The sequence below is a fragment of the Protaetiibacter larvae genome, assembly GCF_008365275.1.
GTDB classification, from domain to species: domain Bacteria; phylum Actinomycetota; class Actinomycetes; order Actinomycetales; family Microbacteriaceae; genus Homoserinibacter; species Homoserinibacter larvae.
This window is the reverse complement of record NZ_CP043504.1, coordinates 1,199,688-1,223,865: the sequence shown is the minus strand read 5'-3', so window position 1 is coordinate 1,223,865 and position 24,178 is coordinate 1,199,688. Positions and strand designations below refer to the sequence as shown.

Sequence of the window (24,178 nt, the reverse complement as noted above, 5' to 3'; positions counted from 1 at the left end):
GGAAAAAGTCGAGTCCAATCTACCGCCTGCGGGCGGCCGGTCCGTACGCTCTGACCGCTCCCCAGACCACCCCGCCCACGAGGAACACGATCACCAGGAGGGCGAGCAGCGGCGCCCCCACCTGGCGCAGCAGCAACGCGCTCGGCAGCAGGGTGCCGATCGGATCGTTCGGGGCGGGCGGCACGGGCGGACGCTCGACCGGCGCAGGGCCGGGCGCCACCTGCGGTGTCGAGGCGTCCTGGCGACGGTTCACCCGGATCCACTCCGCAAGATCCCCCATCGGGTTGGCGTCGACCGCGGCCACGGGCGCCGTCACGGCGGCGTAGGCGTCAAGCAGCCCGAAGCCGTACGACACATCGGGGCCGGCCGGGCCGGCGTCCCGCGCGGTCGAGGTGATCCGGTTGATGATGTTGGCGGCGTCGAGCTCGGGATGGGCGGCCTTCACGAGCGCCACGACGCCCGCCACGATGGGGGTGGCGCCGCTCGTGCCGTTCCAGCGCACATGGCTGCCGTCCGGCATCGCACCGACCAGATCCTCGCTGGGGGCCGCGACGCCGATCGTCACGCCCTGCGCGGACGCGTCGTGGCTCGTCGTGCCGCCGCGGTCGACGCCGGCCACCGTGAGCACGCCGGGCATCGTCGCGGGGGCACCCACCTCGGTCGTCCCCGACCCGCGATTGCCGGCCGCGGCGAGCACGACCACATCGTGCGCGTTGGCGTAGCCGAAGGCGTCGTCCCAGCTCTCCGGCCAGTCGAGGGTGTTGCGGGTGAGCGACATGTTGATCACATCGGCGCCGTGGTCGACCGCCCAGCGCACCGCCCCCGCGATCTGCTCGTCGGAGTCGCCGCCCTCGAAGCCGATCGAGATCGCCAGGATGGACGCCTCCGGCGCGCTGCCGATGACACCCGAGTTCGCGCCCGTGCCGCGCCCCGCCGCGAGCGATGCCACGAGCGTCCCGTGCTCGCCATCCGGACCGACCGGGGTGCGGCCGTCCGCCGAGCCGAGGCCCGAGAAGTCGGTGCCGCCCACGACCGCGCCGCTCAGTTCCGGCGGCGAGCCGACCCCGGTGTCGATCACGGCGATCGTCACGCCCGCGCCCCGCGTCACCGACCACGCGGAGCGGATGCCGTACGCGTCGAGCCAGTACTGCGCCTCCCGCACCACGTCGGAACCCGCGGCCGTCGCGGGGGCGACCCCGCCGGCGAGCACCGTCGCCCCGACGAGCACTCCCGCGACCGCGAGCGAGGCGCGCCGCACCGTCAGGCCCCGCGTGCCGCGCCGGGCTCCGCGCAGCTGCACCGCTCAGGCGACCACGAGGAGCGCGCGAGGGCCTCGTCGCCGATCGGGTTCACCCCGGGTCCGGCAGCGAGCGCGTGCGCCGCGAGCGCGTGCAGGCACTTCACCCGGTCGGGCATCCCGCCCGCCGAGAAGCCCGCGATCTCGGGGACCGCCTCGATGCTCTCCCGGTCGGCCAGGTAGGAGAGGTGGGCGGCGCGGTAGGCGTCCGCCACCTCATCCACGAGCAGCTCCGCGAGCTCGGGCATCACCCCCGTGGCCTCGAGCGTCGACATCGCGGCCGTCGCCCCCGGATGCGAGAGGTAGTAGAGGGTCGGGAACGGGGTGCCGTCGGGCAGCCGCGGCTGCGTCGCCACGACCGTCGGGTTGCCGCACACGCACCGCGCGGCGATCCCGATCACCCCGCGTGCGGGGCGCCCCAGCTGCCGGGAGACCACGGCGATCTCGGCCTCCGTCGGCGGATCGAACGGCGGGCGCGTCATCCGGCGGCCCCCTCGGAGGGGCTCGGGATGAGCGGATCGTCGGCGGGGGGCGGCGCCTCGGTGAGCCCCGCCGAGTACACCGACGACAGGAACGCGGTCATCCAGTCCACACGGGTGGACTGGATGGTGTCGCTGATCGGCAGGCTCTCGTCGGCGGAGGTCGCGACCGCGGAGTCGTCGATCACGAGGTAGCTGTCATCGCCCGGGAACACGTAGTACAGCCGGTCGCGCGCCTGCGACTCCACGTACGCGGGGTCGCTCCACCGCGCCACCTCGCCGTCCAGCTCGTCGAGCCGATCCTGCGCATCCTTCACCGCCTGCTCGGCCTGCGCGATCTGCTGCCGCTGCTCCACGAGCGTCTTCAGCTGCGGGGCCAGCACCAGGAGCGCGGCCACGATGAGCAGCAGCACCGTCAACGCGAAACCCGACAACCGGAAGTTGCGCAGCCAGGCCGCCCCGCGCGAGGGCTCCGCCATGATGACGGGCACGCGCTCGGTGCGGGGCTGACGGGGCATGGATCCAGGCTAAGCGGGCCCGACGTCCGAAAGGGTCAGCGCGCGCGAGGGAACGCGGAACGACCGGCGAAGACCGCGGCGTCGCCGAGCTCCTCCTCGATGCGCAGCAGCTGGTTGTACTTGGCGACGCGCTCCGAGCGGGCGGGGGCACCGGTCTTGATCTGGCCGGCATCCGTCGCGACCGCGAGGTCGGCGATCGTGGTGTCCTCGGTCTCGCCCGAACGGTGCGACAGGATCGCGGTGTAGCCCGCGCGCTGGGCGTTCGACACCGCGTCCAGGGTCTCGGTGAGGGTGCCGATCTGGTTCACCTTCACGAGGATCGAGTTGGCGACCCCCAGCTCGAGACCCTTCTGCAGGCGCTTCGGGTTGGTGACGAACAGGTCGTCGCCCACGATCTGCACCTTGCCGCCGAGCTCGGCGGTGAGGGCCTGGTAGCCCTCCCAGTCGTCCTCGGCGAGCGGGTCCTCGATGGTGACGAGCGGGTAGTCGGCCACCAGGGTGGCGAAGTAGGCGGTCAGCTCGGCCGAGCTGAGCTTCTTGCCTTCGAAGCTGTAGGCGCCGTCCTCGAAGAACTCGGTGGACGCCACATCCAGGCCCACCGCGATGTCGGTGCCGGGGGTGAAGCCGGCCTTCTCGATCGCCTCGAGCAGGAAGTCGAGCGCGGCGCGGTTGCTCGCGAGCTCGGGGGCGAAGCCGCCCTCGTCGCCGAGGCCCGTCGCGAGCCCCTTCGCCTTCAGCAGGCCCTTGAGCGTGTGGTAGGTCTCGACACCCCAGCGCAGCGACTCGGAGAAGGTCTCGGCACCGAGCGGCACGAGGAAGAACTCCTGGATGTCGACGTTGGTGTCGGCGTGCGCGCCCCCGTTGATGACGTTGAGCAGCGGCACCGGCAGGGTGTGCGCGTTGGGTCCGCCGAGGTAGCGGAACAGCGGCAGGTCGGCGGAGTCGGCGGCGGCCTTCGCGACCGCGAGCGAGACGCCGAGGATGGCGTTGGCGCCGAGGCGCGACTTGTTCTCGGTGCCGTCCGCGGCGATCAGCTCGGCGTCCACGAGGCGCTGGTCGCTGGCCTCGAAGCCTTCGATGGCGGGGCCGAGCACGTCGAGCACGCCCTCGACGGCCTTCAGCACGCCCTTGCCCAGGTAGCGGTCCTTGTCGCCGTCGCGCAGCTCGTAGGCCTCGAAGGCGCCGGTGGAGGCGCCGGAGGGGACGGCGGCACGGGAGACGGTGCCGTCCTCGAGGAGCACCTCGACCTCGACGGTCGGGTTGCCTCGGGAGTCGAGGATCTCGCGGGCGCCGACGGCCTCGATAGCAGACACGGATACTCCTTAGGGGGAAGTGGTGGGGATCGGGCGGCAGCGCCCAACCGGAATCCTAGCCACTCCGGGTTGCCGCCCCGACCCACGCCACAAATGCAGGAGCTCTCGGCGACGGGTCCCCCATCCGCGCGGCAGCCGCATCCGTCCGACCTGAAACTCCTGCATTTCTGGCACAGCGGGGCGAGGGGGACGGATGCCGGCCGGCCACGCGGGGCCGCCTCAGTCGAGGGGGCGCAGCTCCAGGGCGTCGACGTCGGCGGATGCAGCGGTGCCGACGAACGCGAACGAGGTGAAGCCCTGGCCGGCGAGGTTCTCCAGCTGCAGCTTGGTGTTCTTGGCGCGCCGCACGAGCCGGGCGCGGTCACCGCGCGCGACAAGCCCCGACTGCAGGGCGAGGAGCGTCGCGAGCGGCACCCCCTCGTCGTGCACGAGCGCGACCGCCGCACCCCCCGCCGCGGCGGGCGGCTCGACGAGGTCGACCAGCCTCTCGAAGCCCAGCGAGAAGCCGGCGGCCGGCACCTCGGCGCCGAGGAAGCGCCCGATCATGCCGTCGTAGCGTCCGCCGCCCCCGAGCGAGTACGGCACGCTGGGGTGCGCGACCTCGAAGATCGGGCCCGTGTAGTAGCCCATGCCGCGCACGAGGAAGGGGTCGAACACGAGCGGCGCATCCTGCTGCCCGCGCGCCGCGGCGACCGCCTCACCGATCGCCACGAGGTCGGCGACGACCGCGTCGTCCGCCCCGGCCGGCAGCGCCTTGCGGATGGCGCGCTCCCCGTAAGGCAGGAACTCGAGCGTCTGCGGGCGCACCAAGAAGGCGCGGAACGCGGCCACGGCATCCGCATCCGCCCCGCGCTCGGCGAGCTCGGCGATCACCCCGTCGGGGCCCAGCTTGTCGAGTTTGTCGATCGTGATGAGGGTCGCGTCGTGCTCCTCGACGGGGAAGCCGAAGCCCGCGAGCATGCCGACCAGAAGGCGCCGGTCGTTGATGCGGATGCTCGCGTCGGCGAGGCCGAGCGCGTCGATCGTGGCGAGGGTGGCGACGATGAGCTCGCCCTCCGCCTGGATGCCGGGTTCGCCGATGATGTCGATGTCGCACTGCACGAACTGCCGGTAGCGACCCTTCTGCGGGCGCTCGGCACGCCACACGGGCGCCACCTGGATGCTGCGGAACACGTTCGGCAGCTCCGCGCGGTGGGTGGCGTAGAAGCGGGCGAGCGGCACGGTGAGGTCGAAGCGCAGTCCGAGGTCGGCGAGGTCGAGGGGCTCCTCGGCGGCCTGCAGCTCCTCGCGCGTGAGTCCGCGCTTGAGCACCCCGAAGGCGAGCTTCTCGTTGTCGCCGCCGAGGCCGGAGTGCAGGCGCTCGGAGTCCTCCACGACGGGGGTCTCGATCTCGTCGAAGCCGTGCGCGCGGTACGACTCCCGGATGACGTCGAGGATGCGCTCGCGGCGCGCCTTCTCGGCGGGAAGGAAGTCCCGCATGCCACGGGGAGGGTTCACCTGCGTTGCCACCTGTCGATTCTGTCAGGTGCCGCGGGCGAGGCTGCCGCGGCGGATCGCGGGTCATCCGCCCGGCGGATGCCGACCGACGCATCCGGGGCCTAGTCTCGGCCGCATGAGTACCTCTCAGACTGCGGCTCCGCCGAGCGAGGTGGGCGTCGTCGTCGACGACGTCGCGCGCTCCTTCGGCGCGGTGCACGCCGTGCGCTCCGTGAGCTTCGAAGCCTTTCCCGGGCAGGTGACGGGCCTCGTGGGCCCCAACGGCTCGGGCAAGACCACCCTGCTGCTCATGCTGGCGACGCTCCTCGTGCCCGACCGCGGCACCATCCGGATCGGCGACTACGACCCGGTCGCGCAGAGCCGCGCGGTGCGCGGCCTCCTCGGCTGGATGCCCGACGTGCTCGGCTCGTGGTCGGCGCTCAGCGTGCGCGCGAGCCTCGAGCTGACCGGGCGCCTCTACGGTCTCTCGCGGGCCGCGGCATCCATCCGCGCCGAGGAGCTCATCGCGCTCGCCGACCTCGCCCCGCTCGCGAACCAGGCCACCAAGGTGCTCTCCCGCGGGCAGAAGCAGCGACTGAGCCTCGCCCGCGCGCTCGTGCACGACCCGCGCGTTCTGCTGCTCGACGAACCCGCATCCGGTCTCGATCCCGGCGCCCGGATCGCGTTGCGCGTGCTGCTCAAGCGCCTCGCCGCCGAGGGCCGCACGATCATCGTCTCGAGCCACGTGCTCGCCGAGCTCGACGAGCTGGCGGACCGCGCCGTGTTCCTCGAGGCGGGCTCCTCCGTCAGCGAGGACCGCGTGGAGGCCGCCAAGCGCACCGAGCGCGGGTGGCGCATCCGGGCGCTCGATGCCTCGGGCCTCTACCGGGAGCTCATCGCCTCCGGGATCGACGCCGCGTCGATCGTGCGCGAACCCCAGGGTTTCGTGGTGCCGCTCGCGGGCGAGGACCGCGCGGCGGAGCTGCTCGCGGCGCTCGTGAAGGCGGGGGTGCCGGTGAGCTCGTTCGCCCCATCGGTGGGGGATCTGGAGCACACCTTCCTCGATCTCAACCCCGGGGAGGCGGCGCGATGAACTGGTTCAGCGGAATGTGGACGATCTCCTCGATCGAACTGCGCCAGCGCGTGCGCGGGGCGGCCTGGTACGTGCTGCTCGGCGTGTTCGCCTTCATCGTGCTCATCGTGACGGTGCTCACGACCATCGCGACCTCGAACTCCGACGCACCGGGCGCGGTGCTGTACTCGCTCATCGTGTACTTCGTGCTGCTGCTCGGCACGCTCGTGACGCCCGCGCTGAGCGGCAACGCCATCAACGGGGATCGCGACAACGGCACCCTCGCCACCACCCAGGTGACGCTCGTCACGACGGGGCAGCTCGTGATCGGCAAGCTGCTCGCCGCCTGGATCACGGCACTCGCCTTCCTCGGGGCGGCGCTGCCGTTCCTGCTGTTCGCGCTCGCCCTCGGCGGGGCATCCCCCGATACGGCGATCGTGTCGATCGTCGTGCTCGCGGCGGAGCTCGCGATCGTGTCGGCGATCGGCGTGGGGCTCTCGGGGCTCATCCGCCGTCCGCTGTTCTCGGTCGTGGTGACGTACCTCGTGGTCGCGGCGCTCTCGATCGGCACGCTCATCGCCTTCTCGCTCGGCGGGCTCCTGATGCAGGAGAAGGTGACCGTGGTCAACCAGGTCATGGACTGGGACGGCTCGGGCGAGGTCGATCCCGAGACCGGGCTCCCGGTCGATCCGGAGTGCCATGCCGAGAGCTACGAGTACACGATCCCGCGCTTCGACCGCGTGTGGTGGCTGCTGGCCGCGAACCCGTACGTGATCCTCGCGGATGCAGCCCCCGCTCACCTCTCGCGAGACGGCTACCCGGAGGATCTGTTCGGCAGCATCAAGGTCGGGGTACGACAGGTGCAGTTGCCGCCGACGCCGAGCGAGGGCTACGACGAGTGCGCGATGTACTACGAGGGTGGCGACTACACGACGCCGGCGGAGATCCTGGCGAAGACCGTGCCGAGCTGGGCGGTGGGTCTGGGACTGCACGTGCTGCTCGCGGCCGCCCTCGTGGCCGGTGCGATCCGACGCACTCACGCGCCGTCGAGGCGGCTCGCGGCGGGGAGCCGGGTCGCCTAGGGCCGCGGCGTGACGCCGGTATCCACCGCGGGGACGGGATCGAGCACGGGGACGGGTTCGGGCACGGGGACGGGTTCGGGCAGCGGGGCGGAATCCTGCGGCTGGAGCCGCACGAGCACGATGCCGCCCAGGATGAGCGCCGCGCCGCCGAGGGCCACCGGTCCGAACTCCTCGCCCAGCACGATCCAGCCGATGACACCGGCGAAGATGACCTCCGACAGCCCGAGGAAGCTCGCGACCCGCGTGCCGAGGAACGAGATCGCGGTGATCCCGGCGACGTAGGCGAAGGCCGTCGCGACGACGCCGACGAGCAGCAACGGCACCCACCAGGGCGCCTGCCCGCCGAAGAAGCCGACGTCGCCGAAGCTCGCGCGCAGGGGCAGCACCCCCACGGCACCCGCGGCGGCGAGCACGACCGCGCCGATCACGAAGCCGCTCCAGGCGAGGGTGACGGGCGGGATGTCCTCATCCACCCGGGCGCCGAGCACGTAGTAGAAGGCGACGCCGACCATCGCGATGACCGCGAGCGCGAGTCCCCATGGGTCGAGCGCCCCCGATCCCGACGGGCCGATGACGAGCACGAGGCCGACCACCGACAGCCCCGCGCCGAGGAGCACGACGCGGTGCGGGGTCCGGCGGGTGCGCACCCAGGCGAGCAGCAGCAGCGCGACGGGCGCGAGGTACTCGATGAGCAGCGCGACGCCCACCGGGATGCGCTCGAGCGAGGCGTAGAAGGCGAGCTGGGTGCCGGCGACGGCCAGCACTCCGTAGAGCAGGAGCGTGCGGCGGGCGCGCCAGAGCACGCCGAGGCGTCCGCGGATGGCGAGCAGGGCGGGGATGGCGAGCACGAGTGCCGCGATCGTGACGCGGGCGAGCACCGCGGCGCCGGGGGTCCAGCCGTCGGAGAACAGCGGTTTGATCACGGTGCCGCCCGCACCGAAGGCGAGGGCGGCGGCGAGGCCGAGGGTGACGCCCAGGATGCCGCGGCGCGCGGCCGTGCCTCGTGCGCTCATGGCTTCCCCTCATCCGCGTGTCATGGGCTAAATTGAGTTCAGTCGTGACGCTAGTCGGCGCATCCGTCAGGAGTCAAATGCTTTTCACTCATGACACGGAGCTCGCGCTCGAGTTCATGGTCGCGCTCGCCGACACCGTGCCGACCGCCTCCGAGAGCGGCAGGGACGAGCTGCTCACGACCCCGGAGCTCGTGACCCTGCTCGACCGCTGGCTGTACTCCGGGCGCCGCGACGGCGACGCTCGCGAACTCGCCGAGGTGCAGGCGGCGCGCACCCGCATCCGCGAGGTGTGGGGGGCCGACGATGCCGAGGTCGTCGGCTGGATCAACCACGTGCTGAGCGAGGCGCACGCCACCCCGCGCGTCGTCGACCACGACGGGGTCGGCTGGCACATCCACGCGACCGAGCCCGACGCGCCGCTCGCCGAACGCATCCTGGTCGAAGCCGCGATGGCGCTCGCCGACGTCGTGCGCGCCCGGCGCCTCGACCGCCTGCGCGACTGCGAGGCCGACGACTGCGCGGGCGTCTTCGTGGACCTCTCGAAGAACGGTTCGCGCCGCTTCTGCTCCACCCGCTGCGGCAACCGCATGGCGGTGCGCGCCTACCGCGCCCGAACCCACCTCTGACGCGGGAGTCGTGGCGCGGCTGGAGCTACGACCTCGTGGCGGGAGGCGTTTCCCCCGCCGTCGGGTCACGGCTCCAGCCGCGCCATGATCAGCGAGGGGACGACTCGGCGGCGCGGATGTCGTCCTGCAGTCGGCGAAGGGCGTCGCGGAGGGCGCGCTCGGCGTCGAGGCCCGCGGCGCGCGCGGCCACCACCGTCGCGAGCAGCTCGTCGCCGAGGGCGGCCTCGGAGACGGGGATCGCGGGAGCGGCCTCCGGGGCCAGGCCCACCTTCTCGGCCCGCCCCACGAGCTTCGCCGCGAGCGCGAGCGCGGGCATGCCCTGCGGAATGCCGTCGAGCACACTCGAGCGGCCCGGCTTCTCGACCCGCTTGAGCTCATCCCAGCGGGCCATCACGGCATCCGGGGTGTCGGCGACCGCGTCGCCGAAGACGTGCGGATGCCGCCCCACCATCTTCGCGGTCATGTGCGCCGCGACGTCCTCGAGGCTGAAGCGCCCCTCCTCGGCCGCGATGTCGGAGTGGAAGATCACCTGGTAGAGCACGTCGCCGAGCTCCTCCACGAGCTCCGCGTCATCCCCCGCCTCGATCGCGTCGACGAGCTCGTAGCTCTCCTCGATGAGGTACTGCACGAGCGAGGCGTGCGTCTGCTCGCGGTCCCAGGCGCAGCCGCCGGGCGCGCGCAGGTGCTCGAGCACCGCCACGAGCTCCTCGAGCTTCGGATGCGGGGTGGTGGGCACGACGGGCTCGCTCATGCGCCCATCCTGCCCCGACTCAGCCCAAGCCGGTGATCGGGCCGGTGATGGGCGCGGGCTCCACGGGGGCGGGTGCCGCGTCGGCCCGCCGTTCGCGCGGCATGAGCAGCGTCGCGAGGAACAGCAGCACGGCGACGATCGCCGCCCCGACGAAGACGGCCGTGGATGCCGCGATGATCGTCGCGGGATCGTTCTCGTTGCCGCCGTGAGCCGCGATCACCCCGTTGGCGACCGCGCCGAGCACCGCCGCCCCGATCGACTGCCCGATCGAACGCGCGAACATGTTGGCGCCCGTCACGACGCCGCGCTCCTCCCAGCCGACACTCGCCTGGGCGGCGACCAGCGTCGGCACCGCGGCGAAGCCGAAGCCGAGCCCGATCACGAAGCCCACGATCGCCACCGTCGCGATCGACGGCGCGGGGGCGAGCAGGGCGAGCACCACCGTGCCGAGCACCACGAGCGTCGCCCCGATGAGCGCGGTGGAGCGGAAGCCGATGCGCAGATACAGCCGGCCCGAGAGTGCGGCGGCGATCGGCCAGCCGATCGTCAGCGTCGCGAGCGCGAGCCCCGCCACGAGCGGGGTCACATGCAGGCCGACCACGAGATAGGTGGGCACGAAGGCGGTGAGGCCGATCAGGGCCGCACCGACCGCCAGGCCGACCACCGCGGTGGCCCGCAGCAGAGGCCTCCCCAGCACCCACAGCGGAAGCACCGGTTCCGCGGCCCGGCGCTCCACGAGCACGAACACCACGAGGAGCGCGAGACCGCCGCCGAAGACGCCGAACGAGATGGGCGAGTCCCACGCCCATCCGGCGCCCCCCTCGAGCACCCCGAGCAGCAGCAGCGTGAACGCCGCCGTGAGCAGCGCCGAGCCCGCGAAGTCGATGCGGCGCTCCCGCTTCTCGACCTTCTCGTGGTAGTTGCGGGCCAGCAGCCAGAACGCCACAAGACACAGCGGGATGTTCACGAGGAAGATGCCGCGCCAGAAGTCCCACTGCGCGAAGAGGCCGCCGAGCGCGGGACCGGCGACCGCCGCGATGCCCCAGACGCTCGCCACATACCCTTGCGTGCGGGCGCGCTCCTCGAGCGTGTAGATGTCGCCCACGATCGTGATCGTGATCGGCAGCACGGCACCCGCGCCGATGCCCTGCAGGGCGCGGAAGATGATGAGGCTCGTCATGTCCCAGGCCACCCCGCACAGGATCGAGCCGAGCAGGAACACCGCGATGCCGAACAGGATGACGGGCTTGCGCCCCAGGGTGTCGGCGAGCTTCGCGTACACCGGAACGGTCACCGACTGGGTGAGCAGGTAGATCGAGAACAGCCAGGGGAACTGCGCGAAGCCGCCGATGTCGCCCACGATCGCCGGCACGGCGGTCGCGATGATGGTGGCGTCGATCGCGACGACACCGGTCGCCACCATGACCGCCAGCAGGATGGGACCTCGTTCGGACCGCAGGCCCACGTCGCTCTTCGTCATCATCTGAGTCAAGTCGATCACCGCCGTCCGCATTCCCGCGCGAGGAGTCCGCCCTGAGGAGGAGCCGGACGGATCCACCCGGCTGACACAATGACGGCGTGGATCTCCAGCTGCTCGCCCTGCTGCTCGTCGTCGTCGTGCTGCTCGTCTGGCGGGCGGCCACCCGCGAACGCCGCGAGTACGCCCAGTTCAAGCGGCTGCGCGCCACCGAGGCCCGCCAGAAGGTGCTGCGCAAGTGGCTCATCGAGTCGGTGCTCGTGATGGGCGGACTCGCGGCCGCCGTGCTGCTGGCCGCGTGGGAGCTCGTGCCGAGGGTGCTCGCCGACGTGCAGGCCTGGCCGCCGATCGCCGGCGCCCGGCACGCCTTCGTCGAGAGCGACTTCGGTCCGGGGCTGGCGGTCGGGCTCGGGATCGGGCTGCTCGCGGCGCTGCTCGTGCCCATCCTGCTCATGAGCCGCCAGCAGGAGTCCAACATCCCGGCGCTCGGCGACGTCGGCGCCCTGCTCCCCCGCACGCGTGCGGAGCTGCCCTACGGCGCGGGCCTCAGCATCTCGGCGGGCGTCTTCGAGGAGCTGCTGTTCCGTCTCGGGATGCCGGCGCTGCTGTTCGGGATCATCCCGAACGGACCGCTCGCCTTCCTCATCGCCACCCTCGTGTTCGGGGCGCTGCACCTGTACCAGAAGCTCACCGGGGTGATCACGGCGACCGTGCTCGGCATCATCTTCGCGAGCGTCTACGTGGTGTCGGGGTCGATCGTGCTCGTGATCGTGCTGCACGCGATCATCGATCTCCGCGCCCTCGTGCTGCTGCCGCTCGTCGTCGGCAAGGTGTGGTCGAAGACCGCCTGACGACCGGGTTCAGGCGGCGCCGGCCGGCGCCGGCGGGGCATCGACCGCCGCGGGCTGCGCGGGGGCCGGGATGATCGCGAGCACCTCGGAGGGCACCACCAGGGGCGTGGCCGCCGACGGGGTGGAGGCCGCGGCGCGCGCGGCGACCGCCTTCTGCGCCGCACGACGCGCCGCCTCGATCGCCTCCGCCGCCTCGGCCTCCGCCTGCGCCGCAGCGGCCTCTGCCGCGGCGAGCGCGGCGCGCGCAGCGGCCTCGGCGGCTTTGGCCTTCGCGCCGGCGAGGTTGCCGGCGAGTGCGTCGAGCGGGTCGATCACCCGCTGAGCCGCCACCGGCACCCGGGCGAGCATCCCGCGGCGACGGGTGCCCGTGAAGCTCGCATGCCCCCGCATGGTCACCTCGAACACGTGCCGCGTCGCGCCGCGGGATGTCCCGGCGCCGAGGATCTCGAATCGAAGCGTGTCGCCGTCGGACTCGACATCCGCCGGTGAGCCGCCCACCTCCGGATCGCTGTCGACGACCACGAGCCTGCCCTCCTTCTCGAAGAAGCTGAGGCGCCCGAGGGGCACCGACTCGCCCTTCTGCGACAGGGCGACATCCCATTCGCCGATGATCTCGTGAGCCATGTGCGACAACCTCTCCCCCGACGACCGCGCCGCGGCCCCCGCCGCGGAGTTCCACTCAAGCCGGGCGATGTCAACGGCTTGTTACCGGGAGGTCACCATCCGGAGTCGGCGGTGCCGGACGGCGCGTCAGTCGCTCGGCGTGTCGTCGGCGTGCCGCGCGAGGTGGCGCGCGTAGCGCTCGGTGAGCTGCACCATGAGGTCCGGGGTGCCGCGGTCGAGGCCGAAGACGTAGCCGGGGAAGTCGAGCCCCTGCTGGATCGCCCAGATCTCCTCATGCTTGTCGGGGCTCAGGATGCTCGGCGGATCGCCGACCGCGACCCAGCCGATCGGCACCACCGATTCGGCGGGCAGCACGGTGCGCAGGTGCACGACGGCGTTGATGCGCACCTCGCTGCGGTCGCCGATGCGGGCGCCGTTGAAGATCCGGGAACCGGTGGCGAGGAACACCTCGTCGCCGATCGTCGCCCCCGAGATCGACGCGAGCGGGCCGACGAGCACATGGTCGCCGAGGTGCAGCGGATCGCTCGCGCTCGCCCGCAGCAGGGCGTTCTCCATGACGATGCTCGACTCCCCGATCGTGATCGGACCGCCCTCGGCGCTGATCACGGCACCGTGCAGGATCTGGCATCCGGGGCCGATCGTCACCTCGCCGCTCACCACGGCGGTCGGTGCGATCACCGCGGTGGGGTCGACGCGCGGGCGGTGCCCGAGGTGCTCGAACAGCATGGCACCACGCTACTGCGCCCGTGGTCCCGAGATCAGCCCGCAAGAGCGTCGAGCGCGGCCTGCAACGCGTCGGGCTCGCGCACGGCGCGGCGCGCGGCCCCCACGCGAGCGGCAGGCGGGCGCGGGCCGGCGAGCGCCCGACGGGTGGCGGCGATCCAGCCGGCGGCCCGCGGGCGCCGGGCGCCCGGACGGATGCGCAGCAGCGGCCCGTAGGGCGCCGCCGCCTTGTCGAGGCGCGCGACCGCGGCGGCGAGCTCCGCATCCGAGCCCTCCTGCAGGGCGGCGAGCACCTCGCCGAGCCGCCGACGCAGCACGAGCTCGGTGCGCACCGGCAGCAGGAACCAGGCCGCCGCGAGCGCGAGCACCGTGCCGAGTGCGATCTCCTCGAGCCGCTCCCCCAGCACGAAGCCGCCGCCGGTGAGCTGTTGCAGCACGGCGAGTGCGAGGGTGAAGAACAGCGCCCACCACAGGTAGGCCACCGGCCGCAGCAGCACCGCGAGGAACAGCGCGACCGCGAGCACCGCGACCCCCGCCCCCGGCGAGATCGCGATGCCCGCGCAGCCGACGGCGAGCACCGTGCCGACGGCGGCGCCCGCGACCCGCTGCACGCCCTTCGCGAGCACATCCGCGCGCCCCGCGTTGCCGAGCGCGACCACCACCACGGTGAGCACGATCCACGCCCAGCGATCCGCGAACACCGTGAAGCCGACGACGAAGGCGACCGCGACGGATGCGGCGAGCTGGATCGCGAGCCGCGTCGAGGCGCTCGGGCGCAAGGTCGAGGCACGATCCGCGTCCGATGTCGGGGGCACCGCGGGGGGCAGCATCCGGAGGCCGCGGGCCAGCAGCTGCAGCACGGTCACCCACCCGAAGGCCACGAGCGCGATGATCGCCGGGAACACCGCCCCGACCGCGCCCCAGCCGCTCGGATGCGGCGCGGGGGCGATCAGCACGGCGATGAACGGCAGCGCGAGCAGGGCCCCGATGCGCCGCCAGCGGGCGCCGAAGCGACGCACCCACACGGAGGCGAACATCGCGAGCACATAGACCGCCGCGCCCGCCCAGGGCACCCCGACCAGCAGCGCGCCGGTGCCCGCCGCGGCGAGGCCGATGACCGGCAGGGCGATCGCGGCCTCGACCCGGCCGCGCACGTCGCGCTCGAGCTGGCTGCGCGAGAGGGTCATCGCGAGCATGCCGGCCAAGGTCACCGGGCCGGGTTCCGGGGCGAGCAGCCACGCGGTGCCGGCGGTCGCGGCGACGGCGGCGACGGTGAGGAGCGCCTCGACGAGGGCGCGGCGCCAGCGGGACGGTGGTCGCGAGGCCAACGGTTCAGCCCGTCGCGGCCGTCAGCAGCTGCCCCACCCAGGCGATCAGCTCGGCATCCTCCAGACCCTCCGGCATGGGCACGTTCACCGCACGCTGGGCCGCGAAGAACTTCACCCCCGGGTACATGCGCTGCAACCGCACCTGGATGGAGTCGGGCACCTCCAGCGGCGCGAGCCGCATCCGTCCGCCCATCGCGACCACCTCGCCGAGGCCCGCCTTCTGCGCCTGACGCCGCAAGCGCGACACCGCCACGAGCTGCTGCACGGCCTCCGGCAGCTCGCCGTAGCGGTCGACGAGCTCCTCGATCACCCGGTCGAGCGTCTCGTCGGGCGAGGCGGGCGCCGACGCCGTCGACAGCTTCTGGTACGCCTCCAGCCGCAGCCGCTCCGACTCGATGTAGTGCTCCGGGATGCGGGCATCCACCGGCAGCTCGAGCCGCAGCTCGGTCTGGCCCTCCGCGACATCCCCGCGGAACGCCGAGACCGCCTCGCCGATCATCCGCAGGTACAGGTCAAAGCCGACGCCCGCGATGTGCCCCGACTGCTCGCCGCCCAGCAGGTTGCCGGCGCCGCGGATCTCGAGATCCTTGAGGGCGATCTGCATGCCGCCGCCGAGCTCGTTGTTGGCGGCGATCGTCTCGAGGCGGTCCTGGGCGGTCTCGGTGAGCGGCTTGTCGCCGTCGAACAGGAAGTAGGCGTAGGCGCGCTCGCGACCGCGACCCACCCGCCCGCGGATCTGGTGCAGCTGGCTGAGACCGTACTTGTCGGCCGCGTCGATGATGAGGGTGTTCGCGTTGGCGATGTCGATGCCGGTCTCGATGATCGTCGTCGTCACGAGCACATCGAACTTGCGCTCCCAGAAGTCCACGATCACCTGCTCGAGCACATGCTCCGAGAGCTGCCCGTGGGCGACCGCGATGCGCGCCTCCGGCACGAGCTCGGCGATCTCGGCCGCCACCCGATTGATCGACGACACCCGGTTGTGCACGAAGAACACCTGCCCCTCGCGCAGCAGCTCGCGGCGGATCGCGGCGGTGATCTGCTTGTCGCTCCGCGGCCCCACATAGGTGAGGATCGGGTGCCGGTCCTCGGGCGGGGTCGCGAGGGTCGACATCTCGCGGATGCCGGTGACCGCCATCTCGAGAGTGCGCGGGATGGGGGTGGCGCTCATCGCGAGGATGTCGACATTGGTCTTGAGCTTCTTGAGGGCGTCCTTGTGCTCCACCCCGAAGCGCTGCTCCTCGTCGATGATGACGAGCCCCAGATCCTTGAACCGCACCTGCTCGGAGAGCAGCCGGTGCGTGCCGATCACGACATCCACCTCGCCGCGTTCCAGCCCCTCGATGGTGGCCTTCGACTCCTTCTCGGTCTGGAACCGGCTGAGCGCCCGCAGGTGCACGGGGAACCCTGCGAAGCGTTCCGTGAAGGTCTCGAGGTGCTGGCGCACGAGCAGCGTGGTGGGCACGAGCATCGCCACCTGCTTGCCGTCCTGCACCGCTTTGAAGGCGGCGCGCACCGCGATCTCGGTCTTGCCGTAGCCGACGTCGCCCGAGATGAGGCGATCCATCGGGATGGGCCGCTCCATGTCGGCCTTCACCTCGTCGATGGTCTGCAGCTGGTCGGGGGTCTCGGCAAAAGGGAACGCCTCCTCGAGCTCGCGCTGCCACGGGGTGTCGGGGCCGAAGGCGTGGCCGGCGCTCGCCATCCGCGCGCTGTAGAGCTTGACGAGCTCGACGGCGATGTCGCGCACCGCCTTGCGGGCCTTGCCCTTGGCGGCCGCCCAATCGGATCCGCCCATCTTGCTGAGCGCCGGGTTCTCGCCGCCCACATAGCGGGTGAGCTGGTCGAGCTGATCGGTGGGCACGTACAGCCGGTCGCCCGGCTGCCCGCGCTTCGACGGCGCGTACTCGATCACGAGGTACTCGCGGGTGACCTTCTCGTGCTGGGTGCCGAGCGGGCCGCGCGAGACCCGCCCGCCGCCCGCGACCTCGCGCGTGACGAGCTCGACGAAGCGCCCGATGCCGTGGGTCTCGTGCACGACGTGGTCACCCGCCTTCAACTGCAGCGGGTCCACGACGTTGCGGCGGCGGCTCGCGAGCTTCTTCGGCTGGCGGGAGTCGATGCCGACCGCGCGCCCGTAGAACTCGGCCTCGCTCAGCAGCGCGAGGCGTGCCTCGTCGAGCTCGAAACCGCCCTCGACACCCCCCATGACGAGGTAGGCGACACCCGGTTCCGGGTCGGCGGGCACCGCATCCACGACGCGCGCCGCCATGCCGTGCTCGGCGAGCACCTGGGCGGCTCGGTCGACGAGCCCGTGACCGGCGGCAGCGATCGCGACCGACCATTCGCCCTTCAGCAGGTTCGCGACGTGACCGGCGGCACCGTCCGCCTGGCCGGCAAAGCTCGGGATGGCGCGGGCGTCGATGCGGGCCACCTCGTCGTCGCCCGCATCGAAGGGGCTGATCGTCCACCAGGATCGCGGGCGCGCCTGGAGCTGCAGACCGGAGACGGTGAGGAAGTCGCCCGTGTCGAGGCTGCCCTGCAGGTCGATGGGGGCCGCAGCACCCGCGGTGGCGGCCGACCAGGCCGCCTCCAGGAACTCGCGGTTCGTCTCCGAGAGGCTGAGCGACCGCGTCGCGACCCGCTCGGGCGAGAGCACGGCGACCGCGGCATCGTCCGGCAGGTAGTCGGTGAGCGGCACGAGCCGCCCGACGAGGGCCGGCGTGAGCGACTCCATGCCCTCCACCGGGATGCCTTCGGCGATCTTCGCGAGCATCGGCGCGATGGCGGCGAACTCGTGCTGCAGCTCGCGCGCCCGCTGCTGCACGGCGTCCGTGAGCAGCAGTTCGCGAGCCGGCGGCAGCTCGACCGTCGCCACCTCGCCGGGGAGCGAACGCTGGTCGGCCACCGAGAAGCCGCGCAGCTGCTCGAGCTCGTCGCCGAAGAACTCGGCGCGCACGGGGTGCTCGGCGTCCGGGGGGAAGACGTCGAGGATGCCGCCGCGCACCGCGAATTCGCCGCGACGGGTGACCAGGTCGACGCGGCTGTAGGCGAGCTCGGCGAGGCGGATCGCGAGAGAGGCGAGCTCGTATCCGCGACCGCCCGGGGTGAGGGCGATCGGCTCGAGCACGTCGAGGCCGGGGGCGAGCGGTTGCAGGGCGGCGCGCACCGAGGCGACGAGCACGAGGGGGCGCTCGCGCGGGCCTTCCTGCCAACGGCGCAGCTCGCGCAGGCTCCGCAGTCGTCGGCCGACCGTCTCGGCGGAGGGGCTCAGACGCTCGTGCGGCAGGGTCTCCCAGGCGGGGAACGGCAGCACGAGGGCGTCCGGCGCCCAGGATGCGAAAGCCTCGGCGACCGCCTGCGACTCGCGGCTCGTCGCGGTGATCGCGAGCAGCGCCTGACCGCGGCCGGCGCTCACGCTGCGGCGGGCGAGCAGCCCCGCCAGCAGCGGCACCCGCAGGCCCTCAACGGCCGAGAAGTCGCCGTCGGTGCTCGCGCTCGCAAGCGCGGTGGCGAAGGTATGGGCGCGCGCCAGCACCGGAATCAATGACGCGAGACCCACATCCCGAGCCTACGCCGCACCGGTGACGCCGGTGATCTCGAGACGCGTGCCGCTGCGCGGCGCGCTCCTCGATCACCTCGAGACCCAGGTGATCGAGGAGCGCCGCGAAGCGCCGCGTCTCGAGATCACTCAGACAGACGGCGCTCATCCGGACATGTATCGGATATCGGGCATGATGAGCCCGCGACACGTGAGGATGCCGACGATGCAGCAACTCGATCCCGAGCTCGACCGGATGCTGGCCGCAGCACGCCCCGCGGATCCCGCCCACGACACCGCGGTGCGCATCGAGCTCGACGGGCTCGTCGCCCAGGCGATCCCGCGCGCACGCACTCCCCGCGGACGGCGACGTCTGATGCTCGGCGCGGGCATCGGGGTGCTCTCGCTGCTGAGCTTCGGGGTGGGTACGGCGTTCGCCGACGGGAGCAGCGGCTCCGGCGATCACGACGTGTTCGGGGCGAGCCTCACCGTGGTGTCCGCCGACGACGGTCGAGTGCTGTGCTCGATCGTGTTCGAGGAGGGCACGACCGTGCCGCTCGACGACGCTGAGATCGGACCGCTCGAGAACGGGGAGTCGACGACGTTCAGCGTCCGGATGGACGACTTAGGCGAGGTGAACCCCTCCGATTCGACCCTGAGGGTCTTCGTCGTCGACCCCGCCTCGGGCAAGTCCACGCAGCTGAGTTGCGAGTGAACGCCGACACCGCCGCCCGTGTCCGTGCGCTCGTCGACAGCGCGAGTGGTGATCTGCTCGGCTACCTCGTGCGCCGCGTCAGCCCCGCGGAGGATGCCGCCGACCTGCTCGGCGAGGCGCTGCTTATCGCGTGGCGCCGCCGACGCGAACTGCCCGACGACCCGGAACGGGCCCGGATGTGGCTGTTCGGCGTCGCCCGGCGCGTGCTCGCCAACCACCACCGCGGGGTGCGGCGACGGCTCGCGCTCGCCGAGCGGCTGCACCTGGAGCTGGCGGGCTTCGCGGCAGCACAGTCGGGGGATCCGGCGGATTCCGATGAGGGGCGAGAGGTGCGGGCCGCGGTCGCCGCGCTGCCCGATGAGCTGCGCGAGCTCGTGATGCTCGTGCACTGGGACGGCTTCGGCATCGGCGAGGCGGCCGAGCTGCTGGGGGTGAACGCCTCGACCGCCCGCACCCGGTACCAGCGGGCGCGCGGGCTGCTCGCGGCGGCACTCGTCGGCGAGCCCGCCGTGGGCTGATCGCGGATGAAAACGATATCATCGCCGTATTCGACGGCGAAGGATGGCCATGCACACGACGACCGCGCGCCTCACGGCCGCCCGCATCGTTCCGGTGATCGTCATCGACGACGCCGCACGCGCGAGCGACCTCGCGCACGCCCTCCTCGCGGGCGGCATCACGAGCGCTGAAGTCACCCTGCGCACCCCCGCGGGCCTCGACGCGCTCGCCGCGATGGCGACCGTGCCGGGGCTCACGGTGGGCGCCGGCACGGTGCTCACCCCCGAGCAGGTGCAGCGCTCGGCGGATGCCGGGGCTGCGTTCATCGTGAGCCCCGGTTTCGACGACGACGTCGTCGCCACCACACTCGACCGGGGCCTCGCGGCGCTGCCCGGCATCGCCACCGCCACCGAGGCGATGCGCGCGCTGCGGGCGGGACTCACCGAGGTGAAGTTCTTCCCCGCCGACCGCCTCGGCGGGCTCGCCACGATCGAGGCGCTCGCCGCGCCGCTCCCGCAGCTGCGGTTCATGCCGAGCGGCGGGGTCGGCGCTCACAACGCCGTCGAGTACCTGTCGAGCGCGGCCGTCTTCGCCGTCTCGGGCAGCTGGATGGTGAACCGCGCCGCGATCGCGGCGGGGGACCACGACACCATCCGCTCCGCATCCGCTGCCGCGATCGCCCTGCTCGAGGCGGCATCCGCCGACGGGGCGCTGTGATGTCCGGCCCTCTGATGTCCGGCCCGGTCGTGACCCTCGGCGAGACGATGGCGCTCGTGCTGCCCGCCGAGCTCGGCTCGCTCGAGACGGTGTCGTCGCTGCGCCTCGGGGTCGGCGGCGCGGAGAGCAATGTGGCGATCGGGCTCGCCCGGCTGGGCACGGCGGTCAGCTGGCTCGGCCGGGTGGGCGACGATGCGCTCGGCCGTCGGATCGTGCGCGAACTGCGCGCGGAAGGCGTCGAGGTGCGGGCGATCGTCGATCCCGCCGCCACCGGCCTCATGGTGAAGGAGCGTCGCACCCCCGACGCGACACGCGTGCTCTACTACCGCGCGGGCAGTGCGGGCAGCCGGTTGAGCGTCGCCGACCTCGCCGAACTGGACATCGCAGGCGCCGCGCTGCTGCATGTGACGGGCATCACGGCCGCCATCTCCGGCTCCGCGCTCACCGCCCTCGACGTCGCCGTCGAGCGGGCGGTGGCGGCAGGGGTGCCGGTCTCCTTCGACGTCAACCACCGGGCCTCGCTGTGGGGCGAGCGGGATGCCGGGGCCGTCTACCGCGCGATCGCCGCACGGGCGAGCGTGGTGTTCGCGGGGCTCGACGAGGCGCTGCTGCTCGCGCCGGATGCGCGGGACGCCGAGACCGCGGTGCGCGCCATCGCGGCGCTCGGGCCGCGCGAGGTGATCATCAAGCTCGGCGCGGACGGCTGCCTCGCCCTCATCGACGGCGAGCTGCTGCGGGTGCCGGCGCGCGCCATCCGCCCCGTCGACACCGTGGGGGCCGGCGACGCCTTCGTGGCCGGCTACCTTGCCGAGCGGCACGCCGGGCTGTCGCCCCGGACGCGACTCGAGACGGCCGTCACCGCGGGCGCCTTCGCGTGCCTGCATCCCGGCGACTGGGAGGGTCTCCCCCGCCGCGCCGAGCTGGCCCTGCTCGACTCCCCCGACCCCGTCACCCGCTGATCCCGCGGATCATCCCGCGAGATGTCACCTGTTGCAGATTTCGGGCCGGATTTCTGCAACACCTGACATCTCGCGAGATCAGCGGGGGGCGTGGTGGCGCTGCTGAGCGGCCAGGAGGCCCTCGCGGATGAGGTCCTCGGTGGCGTCGGCTGCGTCGGAGAGCAGCGAGGGCAGCGCCTCGCGTTCGGCCTTCGCGAACGGCGACAGCACGAAGTCGGCGGGGTCCTGACGCCCCGGCGGGCGGCCGATGCCGATCCGAACCCGCGCGAACTCCGGGGTGCCGAAGGCGGCCTGGATGTCACGCAAGCCGTTGTGGCCGCCGTGACCGCCGCCCACCTTGAGCTTCACGGTGTCGAACGGGATGTCGAGCTCGTCGTGCAGCACGATGAGCCGATCCACCCCCAGCCCGAAGAACTTGGCGGCCGAGGACACCGGCCCGCCGGACAGGTTCATGAAGGAGTTGGGCTTCACGAGCACGAGCTTCGCGAGCCCCGGACCCAGCCGCGCCTCGGCGAGCTGCGTGTTGGTCTTGTGGCGCGAGAACCGGGCGCCCAGACGCTCGGCGAGCACGTCGAGCGCCATCTGCCCCACGTTGTGGCGGTGAGCGGCGTAGCCGGGCCCGGGATTCCCGAGCCCGGCTACGAGCCAGACGTCATCAGGCACCGACGTCAACCGTCACAGCGGAGAGCGGGTGCCGGTGCTACTCGGCCTCGGCCTCGGCGGCCTCCGGAGCGGCCTCGGCGGCGGGCGCCTCGGCAGCCTCCTCGGCCTCCTCCGCCTTCGCGGGGCCGGTGATGTTGACCACGAGCACCTCGGGGTCGGACACGAGCGTCACACCCTTCGGCAGCTCGACGGCGCCGGCGAGCACGTGGGTGCCCTCCTCGGCGCCCTCGATGTTCACGACGAGGCGCTCAGGGATGTGCGTGGCCTCCGCCTCGACCGTGAGCGTGGTGGCGTCGAGCGCGACGATGGTGCCCGAGAACGACTCGCCCTCCACGTGCACGGGGACGTCGATGGTGACCTTCTCGCCCTTCTTCACGACGATGAGGTCGATGTGCTCGATGATCTGGCGCACCGGATCCTTCTGCACATCCTTCACGAGGGCGAGCTGGGCCTTGCCGGCGATGTCGAGGTCGAGCACGGCGTTCGCCTTGCGCAGGATGAGGCCCACCTCGTGCGCGGGGAGGGTGACGTGCTGCGGCTCGGTGCCGTGGCCGTAGATCACGGCGGGAACCTTGCCGGCGGCGCGGAGCTTGCGGGCCGCACCCTTGCCGAAGGAGTCGCGGGCTTCCGCGACGAGCTTGTTGTCGTCAGACATGATGTCTCCTTGATGGGGCCGAACCCCGATAGATGTGTGATGTCAACTCGAACGCGCAACAGCGTGAGGAAAGACTCAGGGCCTGCCCACCGCGTCGATCACGGATGCTGTGCTGCTTGCGCGGCACACCATCCCTCGCCGAAGTTCAGGGGCGAGTCTACCCGAACCAGCCTCAGTAGAACTCGCGGGTGTTGACGACGTTGAGAAGGGGTGCGCCCGCGAGGAAGCGACGGGCGTTCTCGGCGAAGAGCTCCGCGATGAGGCGCGGCTCGTGCGGGCTGATGGCCGCGGTGTGCGGGGCGAGCACCACGTTCGGCAGCGTCCACAACGGGTTGTCGGCGGGCAGCGGCTCCACCGCGGTCACGTCGAGCACGGCGAGACCCACCCGGCCGTCCTGCAGCGCCGCGATGAGCGCCGGCTCGTCGACCGTCGTGCCGCGGCCCACATTCACCACCGTCGCCCCCGGCTTGACCGCCGCCAGCACCTCCGCCGACAGCATCCCGCGGGTCTCATCGGTGCCCGGCAGCGCCAGCACGATCGCATCCGCCGTGGATGCGGCGGCCGCGAACTCCTCGACCGGCACGATCCGCTCCACCTCCGCCTCGACCTCGCGGCGGTGCACCCCGACCACCCGGCAGCCGAGCGCGGTCAGCTTCGAGGCGGTCAGCCGCCCGATCGCCCCGAGCCCCACCACGAGCACCGTCGTCTCGGACAGCAGCCCGAGCGGTTCACGCGGCCCCCACTGCCCCGCCCGCTGCATCCCCTGCAGCCAGGGCAGCCGCTTCGCCCCCGCGAGCACCCCGAACACCGCGAACTCGGCCAGCGGGGCCGCATGCACCCCCGCGGAGGTCGTGAACAGCACCCGGGCCAGCTCGGCATCCGACAGTCTCGCCGCCCGCACCTGCTGCCCGCCGCCGGCCGGGATCGTGTGCACCCACCGCAAGCGCGGGTTCGCCGCCACCGTGCGGGCGAGGGCCGCACCCGACTGGTCGGGTACCCCGAAGAGCACCTCCGCCGAATCCAGCAGCGCCTCGTAGCGCGCCTGCTGCTCGGGGGTGCGCTGCAGCGGCCCCACCATCCAGTCGATGAGCGGATCCGCCAGCAGCTCCGGCTCCCACACCACCTCGAGCCGCTCGTCGCGGGCGATCAGCTCCACAAGGGACGCCTCGAGCGGGGTCGCGATGACCACGCGCAGACGGTCGACGGTCACGGTGCCTCCCACCTCAGCAGTGCCGCGCGCACCAGTTCGGCAGGGGTGCGGCCGATCTCCAGCACGAGCGCGCGTTCGTCGTCAGCCGGCCTCTCCAGCGTCGCCAGCTGAGAGTCCAGCAGCGACGCGGGCATGAAATGCCCCCTCCGGCTCTTCAGCCGGCGGGCCAGCAGTTTGCGGTCGCCGCGCAGGTACACGAGCGCCAGCTCGGGCGCGAAACCGCGCAAGCGGTCCCGGTAGGCGCGCCTGAGCGCCGAGCACGCGATCACGACAGGCGGGTCCGCGAGGCGCGCCCCCACGGCGTCCAGCCACGGCGCCCGGTCGGCGTCGTCGAGCGGGATGCCCGCCGCCATCTTCGCCACATTCTCCGGCGGATGCAGGGCGTCACCGTCCACGAACGGCACCCCGAGCGCCTCCGCGAGCAGGGCGCCCACCGTCGACTTGCCGGAACCCGACACCCCCATCACGACCACGGATGCGGGGACGGCGGGGCTCACACCCCCACGCTACCGGGGCGCCCGGCCCCGGCCGGGGAATGCGTGACCCGATAGCCTGAGGGCATCCCCTCAGAGCGTCGGAAGGTGTCGCAC

24 protein-coding genes are annotated in these 24,178 nt (G+C 72.5%); 8 read left to right on the top strand and 16 right to left on the bottom strand.

From position 1 onward, the window contains the following. Nucleotides 1–19: 19 nt before the first annotated feature. From FLP23_RS05735 to FLP23_RS05715, 5 genes are all read right to left on the bottom strand, one after another. The gene (locus tag FLP23_RS05735; RefSeq protein ID WP_425468278.1) at nucleotides 20–1,300 is read right to left on the bottom strand and encodes a S8 family serine peptidase; all 1,281 of its coding nucleotides are present in this window, start codon (nucleotides 1,298–1,300) and stop codon (nucleotides 20–22) included. Further along, a complete protein-coding gene (locus FLP23_RS05730; RefSeq protein WP_149324974.1) occupies nucleotides 1,261–1,779 on the bottom strand; it encodes a DUF501 domain-containing protein in 519 nt (172 codons plus the stop codon). The genes FLP23_RS05735 and FLP23_RS05730 overlap by 40 nt, the downstream gene beginning before the upstream one ends. Beyond that, nucleotides 1,776–2,294 carry an FtsB family cell division protein gene (locus tag FLP23_RS05725; protein ID WP_246140074.1) on the bottom strand — a complete coding sequence of 173 codons (519 nt, stop codon included), beginning with the start codon at nucleotides 2,292–2,294 and terminating at the stop codon, nucleotides 1,776–1,778. The genes FLP23_RS05730 and FLP23_RS05725 overlap by 4 nt, the downstream gene beginning before the upstream one ends. A 35-nt stretch (nucleotides 2,295–2,329) precedes the next feature. Beyond that, entirely contained in the window at nucleotides 2,330–3,607 is a 1,278-nt protein-coding gene (eno, locus tag FLP23_RS05720) for a phosphopyruvate hydratase (protein WP_149324973.1), read from the bottom strand. 219 nt (nucleotides 3,608–3,826) lie between these two features. Next, entirely contained in the window at nucleotides 3,827–5,086 is a 1,260-nt protein-coding gene (locus FLP23_RS05715; protein WP_211645741.1) for a histidine--tRNA ligase, read from the bottom strand. Between the two features lie 133 nt (nucleotides 5,087–5,219). On the opposite strand from FLP23_RS05715, the gene FLP23_RS05710 reads away from it, so the two are divergent. Both FLP23_RS05710 and FLP23_RS05705 read left to right on the top strand, forming a co-directional pair. Next, entirely contained in the window at nucleotides 5,220–6,176 is a 957-nt protein-coding gene (locus tag FLP23_RS05710; protein WP_149324971.1) for an ABC transporter ATP-binding protein, read from the top strand. Then, on the top strand, nucleotides 6,173–7,237 hold the full coding sequence (locus FLP23_RS05705; RefSeq protein ID WP_149324970.1) for an ABC transporter permease: 1,065 nt from the start codon (nucleotides 6,173–6,175) through the stop codon (nucleotides 7,235–7,237). Before FLP23_RS05710 ends, FLP23_RS05705 begins: the two co-directional genes overlap by 4 nt. Here the strand turns inward: FLP23_RS05705 and FLP23_RS05700 are convergent. Continuing rightward, entirely contained in the window at nucleotides 7,234–8,250 is a 1,017-nt protein-coding gene (locus FLP23_RS05700; protein ID WP_149324969.1) for an EamA family transporter, read from the bottom strand. The two genes, FLP23_RS05705 and FLP23_RS05700, sit on opposite strands and share 4 nt — an antisense overlap. A 77-nt stretch (nucleotides 8,251–8,327) precedes the next feature. Here FLP23_RS05700 and FLP23_RS05695 point away from each other — a divergent pair, with 77 nt between their 5' ends. Further along, nucleotides 8,328–8,876, top strand: coding sequence for a CGNR zinc finger domain-containing protein (locus FLP23_RS05695; protein WP_149324968.1), 549 nt, complete (start codon nucleotides 8,328–8,330; stop codon nucleotides 8,874–8,876). Between the two features lie 88 nt (nucleotides 8,877–8,964). Here the strand turns inward: FLP23_RS05695 and mazG are convergent, their stop codons facing one another. Then, on the bottom strand, nucleotides 8,965–9,627 hold the full coding sequence (mazG, locus tag FLP23_RS05690; protein ID WP_149324967.1) for a nucleoside triphosphate pyrophosphohydrolase: 663 nt from the start codon (nucleotides 9,625–9,627) through the stop codon (nucleotides 8,965–8,967). A 19-nt stretch (nucleotides 9,628–9,646) separates the two neighbouring features. Beyond that, entirely contained in the window at nucleotides 9,647–11,110 is a 1,464-nt protein-coding gene (locus FLP23_RS05685; RefSeq protein WP_149324966.1) for an MFS transporter, read from the bottom strand. A gap of 95 nt (nucleotides 11,111–11,205) precedes the next feature. Here FLP23_RS05685 and FLP23_RS05680 point away from each other — a divergent pair, with 95 nt between their 5' ends. After that, nucleotides 11,206–11,955, top strand: a complete 750-nt coding sequence (locus FLP23_RS05680; protein WP_149324965.1) for a CPBP family intramembrane glutamic endopeptidase — start codon at nucleotides 11,206–11,208, stop codon at nucleotides 11,953–11,955. Between the two features lie 9 nt (nucleotides 11,956–11,964). Here FLP23_RS05680 and FLP23_RS05675 read toward each other — a convergent pair whose 3' ends face one another. The 4 genes from FLP23_RS05675 to mfd form a co-directional block, all read right to left on the bottom strand. Then, complete coding sequence (locus FLP23_RS05675) at nucleotides 11,965–12,579, bottom strand: hypothetical protein (protein ID WP_149324964.1); 615 nt, start codon at nucleotides 12,577–12,579, stop codon at nucleotides 11,965–11,967. 126 nt (nucleotides 12,580–12,705) lie between these two features. Continuing rightward, nucleotides 12,706–13,305: a gamma carbonic anhydrase family protein gene (locus FLP23_RS05670; protein ID WP_149324963.1), complete on the bottom strand. Its 600-nt coding sequence runs from the start codon at nucleotides 13,303–13,305 to the stop codon at nucleotides 12,706–12,708. Nucleotides 13,306–13,337: 32 nt separating this feature from the next. Beyond that, complete coding sequence (locus FLP23_RS05665; RefSeq protein WP_149324962.1) at nucleotides 13,338–14,630, bottom strand: FUSC family protein; 1,293 nt, start codon at nucleotides 14,628–14,630, stop codon at nucleotides 13,338–13,340. A gap of 4 nt (nucleotides 14,631–14,634) precedes the next feature. After that, a complete protein-coding gene (gene mfd, locus FLP23_RS05660; RefSeq protein WP_149324961.1) occupies nucleotides 14,635–18,192 on the bottom strand; it encodes a transcription-repair coupling factor in 3,558 nt (1,185 codons plus the stop codon). A gap of 205 nt (nucleotides 18,193–18,397) precedes the next feature. Between mfd and FLP23_RS05655 the strand changes: the two genes are divergently transcribed. From FLP23_RS05655 to FLP23_RS05640, 4 genes are read left to right on the top strand one after another with little or no spacing between them, the layout of a single operon-like run. Further along, entirely contained in the window at nucleotides 18,398–18,886 is a 489-nt protein-coding gene (locus FLP23_RS05655; RefSeq protein ID WP_149324960.1) for a hypothetical protein, read from the top strand. Then, the gene (locus FLP23_RS05650; protein WP_149324959.1) at nucleotides 18,883–19,404 is read left to right on the top strand and encodes an RNA polymerase sigma factor; all 522 of its coding nucleotides are present in this window, start codon (nucleotides 18,883–18,885) and stop codon (nucleotides 19,402–19,404) included. Before FLP23_RS05655 ends, FLP23_RS05650 begins: the two co-directional genes overlap by 4 nt. Nucleotides 19,405–19,453: 49 nt before the next feature. Further along, nucleotides 19,454–20,101 (top strand): bifunctional 4-hydroxy-2-oxoglutarate aldolase/2-dehydro-3-deoxy-phosphogluconate aldolase, encoded by a 648-nt coding sequence (locus tag FLP23_RS05645; protein ID WP_149324958.1) that lies wholly within the window; start codon nucleotides 19,454–19,456, stop codon nucleotides 20,099–20,101. Beyond that, the gene (locus tag FLP23_RS05640) at nucleotides 20,101–21,060 is read left to right on the top strand and encodes a sugar kinase (protein WP_149324957.1); all 960 of its coding nucleotides are present in this window, start codon (nucleotides 20,101–20,103) and stop codon (nucleotides 21,058–21,060) included. The genes FLP23_RS05645 and FLP23_RS05640 overlap by 1 nt, the downstream gene beginning before the upstream one ends. Before the next feature lie 78 nt (nucleotides 21,061–21,138). On the opposite strand, the gene pth is transcribed toward FLP23_RS05640, so the two are convergent. The 4 genes from pth to FLP23_RS05620 all read right to left on the bottom strand — a co-directional run bounded on the left by pth (nucleotide 21,139) and on the right by FLP23_RS05620 (nucleotide 24,085). Continuing rightward, the gene (gene pth, locus FLP23_RS05635; protein ID WP_149324956.1) at nucleotides 21,139–21,723 is read right to left on the bottom strand and encodes an aminoacyl-tRNA hydrolase; all 585 of its coding nucleotides are present in this window, start codon (nucleotides 21,721–21,723) and stop codon (nucleotides 21,139–21,141) included. Nucleotides 21,724–21,760: 37 nt separating this feature from the next. Next, complete coding sequence (locus FLP23_RS05630; RefSeq protein WP_149324955.1) at nucleotides 21,761–22,378, bottom strand: 50S ribosomal protein L25/general stress protein Ctc; 618 nt, start codon at nucleotides 22,376–22,378, stop codon at nucleotides 21,761–21,763. Between the two features lie 172 nt (nucleotides 22,379–22,550). Then, nucleotides 22,551–23,588 (bottom strand): D-2-hydroxyacid dehydrogenase, encoded by a 1,038-nt coding sequence (locus FLP23_RS05625; RefSeq protein WP_210413969.1) that lies wholly within the window; start codon nucleotides 23,586–23,588, stop codon nucleotides 22,551–22,553. Further along, entirely contained in the window at nucleotides 23,585–24,085 is a 501-nt protein-coding gene (locus tag FLP23_RS05620; protein ID WP_246140072.1) for a gluconokinase, read from the bottom strand. Before FLP23_RS05620 ends, FLP23_RS05625 begins: the two co-directional genes overlap by 4 nt. Nucleotides 24,086–24,178 lie beyond the last annotated feature (93 nt).

What these genes read in the sequence shown, in the direction of transcription:
- FLP23_RS05730 (WP_149324974.1), bottom strand. Translation starts at nt 1,779, where the DNA reads ATGACGCGCCCGCCGTTCGATCCGCCGACGGAGGCCGAGATCGCCGTG.
- FLP23_RS05725 (WP_246140074.1), bottom strand. Translation starts at nt 2,294, where the DNA reads ATGCCCCGTCAGCCCCGCACCGAGCGCGTGCCCGTCATCATGGCGGAG.
- FLP23_RS05715 (WP_211645741.1), bottom strand. Translation starts at nt 5,086, where the DNA reads ATGCGGGACTTCCTTCCCGCCGAGAAGGCGCGCCGCGAGCGCATCCTC.
- FLP23_RS05710 (WP_149324971.1), top strand. Translation starts at nt 5,220, where the DNA reads ATGAGTACCTCTCAGACTGCGGCTCCGCCGAGCGAGGTGGGCGTCGTC.
- FLP23_RS05705 (WP_149324970.1), top strand. Translation starts at nt 6,173, where the DNA reads ATGAACTGGTTCAGCGGAATGTGGACGATCTCCTCGATCGAACTGCGC.
- FLP23_RS05700 (WP_149324969.1), bottom strand. Translation starts at nt 8,250, where the DNA reads ATGAGCGCACGAGGCACGGCCGCGCGCCGCGGCATCCTGGGCGTCACC.
- FLP23_RS05695 (WP_149324968.1), top strand. Translation starts at nt 8,328, where the DNA reads ATGCTTTTCACTCATGACACGGAGCTCGCGCTCGAGTTCATGGTCGCG.
- mazG (WP_149324967.1), bottom strand. Translation starts at nt 9,627, where the DNA reads ATGAGCGAGCCCGTCGTGCCCACCACCCCGCATCCGAAGCTCGAGGAG.
- FLP23_RS05685 (WP_149324966.1), bottom strand. Translation starts at nt 11,110, where the DNA reads ATGATGACGAAGAGCGACGTGGGCCTGCGGTCCGAACGAGGTCCCATC.
- FLP23_RS05675 (WP_149324964.1), bottom strand. Translation starts at nt 12,579, where the DNA reads ATGGCTCACGAGATCATCGGCGAATGGGATGTCGCCCTGTCGCAGAAG.
- FLP23_RS05670 (WP_149324963.1), bottom strand. Translation starts at nt 13,305, where the DNA reads ATGCTGTTCGAGCACCTCGGGCACCGCCCGCGCGTCGACCCCACCGCG.
- FLP23_RS05655 (WP_149324960.1), top strand. Translation starts at nt 18,398, where the DNA reads ATGCAGCAACTCGATCCCGAGCTCGACCGGATGCTGGCCGCAGCACGC.
- FLP23_RS05645 (WP_149324958.1), top strand. Translation starts at nt 19,454, where the DNA reads ATGCACACGACGACCGCGCGCCTCACGGCCGCCCGCATCGTTCCGGTG.
- FLP23_RS05640 (WP_149324957.1), top strand. Translation starts at nt 20,101, where the DNA reads ATGTCCGGCCCTCTGATGTCCGGCCCGGTCGTGACCCTCGGCGAGACG.
- FLP23_RS05630 (WP_149324955.1), bottom strand. Translation starts at nt 22,378, where the DNA reads ATGTCTGACGACAACAAGCTCGTCGCGGAAGCCCGCGACTCCTTCGGC.